5 protein-coding genes and 1 pseudogene are annotated in these 3,758 nt (G+C 66.8%); 1 reads left to right on the top strand and 5 read right to left on the bottom strand.

Annotated features, from left to right (window positions below; genetic code table 11):
• Positions 1-357 (top strand): annotated as a pseudogene (locus P3W85_RS04545) (hypothetical protein); the annotation flags it as partial.
• 33 nt (positions 358-390) lie between these two features.
• Here the strand turns inward: P3W85_RS04545 and P3W85_RS04540 are convergent.
• From P3W85_RS04540 to P3W85_RS04520, 5 genes are all read right to left on the bottom strand, one after another.
• Complete coding sequence (locus P3W85_RS04540; RefSeq protein WP_276263884.1) at positions 391-645, bottom strand: hypothetical protein; 255 nt, start codon at positions 643-645, stop codon at positions 391-393.
• Positions 646-877: 232 nt separating this feature from the next.
• On the bottom strand, positions 878-1,441 hold the full coding sequence (locus P3W85_RS04535) for a TetR family transcriptional regulator (RefSeq protein ID WP_276263883.1): 564 nt from the start codon (positions 1,439-1,441) through the stop codon (positions 878-880).
• Positions 1,442-1,471: 30 nt separating this feature from the next.
• Positions 1,472-1,873, bottom strand: coding sequence for a nuclear transport factor 2 family protein (locus P3W85_RS04530; RefSeq protein ID WP_276263882.1), 402 nt, complete (start codon positions 1,871-1,873; stop codon positions 1,472-1,474).
• Between the two features lie 27 nt (positions 1,874-1,900).
• Entirely contained in the window at positions 1,901-2,686 is a 786-nt protein-coding gene (locus P3W85_RS04525) for an SDR family NAD(P)-dependent oxidoreductase (RefSeq protein ID WP_276263881.1), read from the bottom strand.
• Between the two features lie 57 nt (positions 2,687-2,743).
• A complete protein-coding gene (locus P3W85_RS04520) occupies positions 2,744-3,592 on the bottom strand; it encodes an alpha/beta fold hydrolase (protein ID WP_276263880.1) in 849 nt (282 codons plus the stop codon).
• Positions 3,593-3,758 lie beyond the last annotated feature (166 nt).

Below are 3,758 nucleotides of genomic sequence, written 5' to 3'. Positions count from 1 at the left end.
GCGCGAAGTCGGCTATGACCGCCTGCTGCTGGCCACCGGTGTCGAGGCCGGCCATCACCGTTATGTGCAGCAGGCCACCGCGACCAAGCTCAAGGTGACCGGCGTGGATCTTTAATGCGCCGGCGACTTCATTGGCGGCAAGGATAGCGAGGACCTGGTGATGCACGATCCGCGCCGCGGCATGTACAAACGGTTGGTGCTGCAGGGCGGGCGGCTGGTCGGGGCGGTGACGTGCAGGACGGCCCCTGGGACTTCAACCTGATCCAGAGGCGTGAAGGCGAGCGGCAACTGCGGATCGCGTGCGTACCGGAGTTGAAGAAGCTGCTGGCGGAGATCCGGGTAGCGGAAGTGGCTTGAGGCAGCCGGCGGCGCCCCGGAGCGCCCTGGGCATCACGGCGGCGGGCGATGACCCATGGCCGTCACGGCCGCGATGCCCCGGCTCTGCCGGCAGGCATCGTCGCAATAGCTCAGCGCGGCGTCCGCTGCCACCCGGATCTCCGTCGCGGTCGCCGCGGCGGCTGAAGCGCGCTCGCCCGCGCCGTCCTCCCGCGCGGGCGGCCAGGCCGTCATCAGGCCGGCGGCGAAACCCAGCGCCAGCACCGCGCCAGCGCCCAACAGACATGTGATGCGATATCGAGCCTTCACGACTGTCTCCTCTCTGCTCGTATCCCTTTTTTTCTCCCGCCGCCGTGCTCTTGTGGCGCTGCGCTGGCGCCGGCACGGTCTCATGGACTTGAAGGTAGCGTAGCCACTGGCGCGAAGAATTTCCTCGTCCAAGCAGACTAGGGGCGATCCCGTACACCGGCGCACGCCGTGAGCCGGGGGAGGATTTGCGATGAACAAGGACAATCCGGCAAAACGCTATAGGAACAGCCCGCTATTCCCCGTACAGCCGCAGCAACGGCTCGACGCACCCCGCCAGATCCACCGGGGCCAGCCACAGCGAGCGGGCGCACAGCAAGCCCCACAGGTGCGCCGCCAGCAACACGGCCTTGTCCTGGTCGCCCAGCAACCGGCCAAGGCCATCGCATAGCGCCCTGCTGCGGGCGCGGATGTGAAGTGTCAGCTGGCAAAGCTCGCACGCAGGCGTGCAAGCGTGATGCAGCAAGCCGAGGACAATGCCCGCATAGCGCAGCACGGCCTCGTCCCGTAACATCGCCGCCAGCGCGTGCTCCAGGTCCGAGCGGGCCGCGCCGCGGCCGTTACCGGCGAAGGCCGCGAGCCGGCCGGCAATATGCGCCTCCGCCCGCGCCATGACGGCGGCCAGCAGGTCGGCGCGGCTACGGAAGTGCCCGTAGATCGCTCCGCGAGTCATGGCGATCGCGCCAGCCACCTGCTCTAGCGTGACGGATTGCACGCCCTGGCGCTCGAACAGCAGCTCCGCGCTGGCAAGGATACGTTCACGCGTGACGGCCGCATCACGCGGACAACGCCTTACCATGGCCGCACCGCAGCCGGACCCGGCCGCATCCTACTGCGGATGCACGTCATCCGGCCCCCAGAACGCGCGCATGCCGGTAATGCGGCCGTCGGCGCCGAAGGTCATCACGTCGGTCACGTCGATGCGAACCGAATGCCCCTGCATCCGCGCATACACGGCGAAGCTCAAGGCCGCGGCATTGCCGTGCGAACCCCGCGGGGGCACTACCACTTCCAGGCGCGCGCCGAGCGAAGTCGCATGCCGGTAGAAGCCGAGGATGGCCTCCCGCCCGGCGATTGCCGGGCTGCCAACGGGATCCTCGATGGTTGCGTCGTCGGCAAACAGCGCCGCTACCCGCTCGGCGTCGGCCGCATTGAAGGCGGCCACATAGTCGAGCAAGGCGGCCTTCATGGCGGCGCTATTGTTCGCGGTCATGGTCATGTCGATGGTCATTCCCTTCCTTGTCGAAGATGAAGACGCTCAGCGCGCCGTGTAGCCGCCGTCGATCACCAGTTCCGAGCCCGTGACGTAGCGGGCCGCGTCGGATACCAGGTAGAGGATGCCCGCGGCGATATCGCGCGGCTCGCCAAGGCGGCCCATCGGCGTTTGCGAGCCGAGATAGGCAAACAGGCCCTCGCCCTGCCCCGAGGCATGCGCCACTTCCTCCAGCATCGGCGTGCGGATATAGCCCGGATGGACGGAATTGGCACGGATGTTCTTCCCGGCGTAGAGCATGGCATCGGTCTTGGCCATCATCCGCACCGCGGCCTTGGAGGCGTGGTAAGGCGGCACATCGGGGCCGCCGACGATGCCGTACATCGACGACACATTGACGATCGAGCCACCACCCGCGCGCTCGAGATGCGGGATGGCGTGCTTGGTGCAGAGGAAGGTGCCGGTGACGTTGACGTCCATCACCCGCTGCCATTGCGCCAGGGCGAGTTCGTGGGTGGGCGCGTTGACGCCGTCGATGCCGGCATTGTTGATGAGGATGTCGAGGCGGCCGAAGCGCGCGGCGATCTCGCCGAACACTTTGCCCACCTCGGCCTCGCTGGCCACATCCAGCTTCCAGAAGGCGGCCTGGCCGCCTTCCGCCTCGATGCGCTGCGCGGTGGCCTGGCCGTCCGCTTCCAGCAAATCGAGCACCGCGACCTTGGCGCCGGCCGCGGCCAGCACGCGCGCGGTCTCCGCCCCGATGCCGCGCGCGGCGCCGGTGATGGCAGCCACCTTGCCACGCAGGTCGAACAGGTTGAACGGGTATGCCATGTTGTCTCCTAGATTTATTTATCGTTGCACTGCCGGCACGCCGGCCGTACGGCCACGCTACACCGCGGCTTCGGCCGTATCCGCCAGGAAGCCCAGGCACTCGCGGTTGAAGTAGTCGCTATGCTCGACCATCACCCAATGGCCGCAACGATTGATCAGCACGAAGCGCGCATCGCGGCACCCCTGCAGGAACTTGAGCGCGCCGCCGGCCGGGTTGAAGCGGTCTTCCGTGCCCCAGAAGCCCAGCACCGGGCAGGCAATCTCGCCCAGGCGCCCGGTCAGGTTGGGCACCTTCATGGTGGCCAGCACCTCGCGCGGCTGCTCCTTGCAAACGGCCATGCGTTCGTCCACCAGCGCATCGGTGACCAGCGTGGCGTCATGCACCAGCAATTGCAGCAACTGGCGCATGGTGTCATGGTTCATATGCCCGCCGGTGAACAGCGTCACCATCTTCTCGATGCCTTCCATGCGGAAATAGGTCTCGCGGTCCTCGACGCCGCCCGGCGCCATCATCACCAGGCGGCTGACGTGCTCCGGGTAGTCCAGCGCGTACTTCAGCGCGATGGCGCCGCCCAGCGAATTGCCCACCAACACGCAGCGCGGCAGTTCCAGCGCCACCAATTGCGCGCGCAGCGCGGCGACAAAGAAGTCCAGCGTGTATTCCGCATCCGCTGGCTTGGACGACTGGCCATAGCCCGGCAGATCCACCACCACGGTACGGAAGCCGGCTTCCACAAAAGCCGGCGCGTTGTGCTTGAAGTTGCTGTGGCCGCTGGCGCCTGGGCCGCTGCCGTGGATGAATACCACAGGCTCGCCGGTGCCGGCGTCGAGGTAGTGCAGGCGCAGGCCGTCTGGCGTGGCGATGTATTGGCCGGCTGCTACAGCCGCGGGCAAGGTACTGGACATGCTGGTGTCTCCCCTGTTGTCATGACTAACCCGGCAGATCATGCGCGTGCACAACCGGGGCGGCATCGTCTTTTCAGACTACGAAGCGTCCCGTGGATTTCCCTAAGATCGCACTGACCAGCAAGGCAACGAAACCAGGGAAGAACAGCGATGACGGAATTCGACT

The sequence above is a fragment of the Cupriavidus basilensis genome (assembly GCF_029335485.1).
Lineage (GTDB): Bacteria > Pseudomonadota > Gammaproteobacteria > Burkholderiales > Burkholderiaceae > Cupriavidus > Cupriavidus basilensis_E.
Note: the sequence above shows the minus strand (reverse complement) of the source record. Positions and strands in the feature narration are given on the sequence as shown.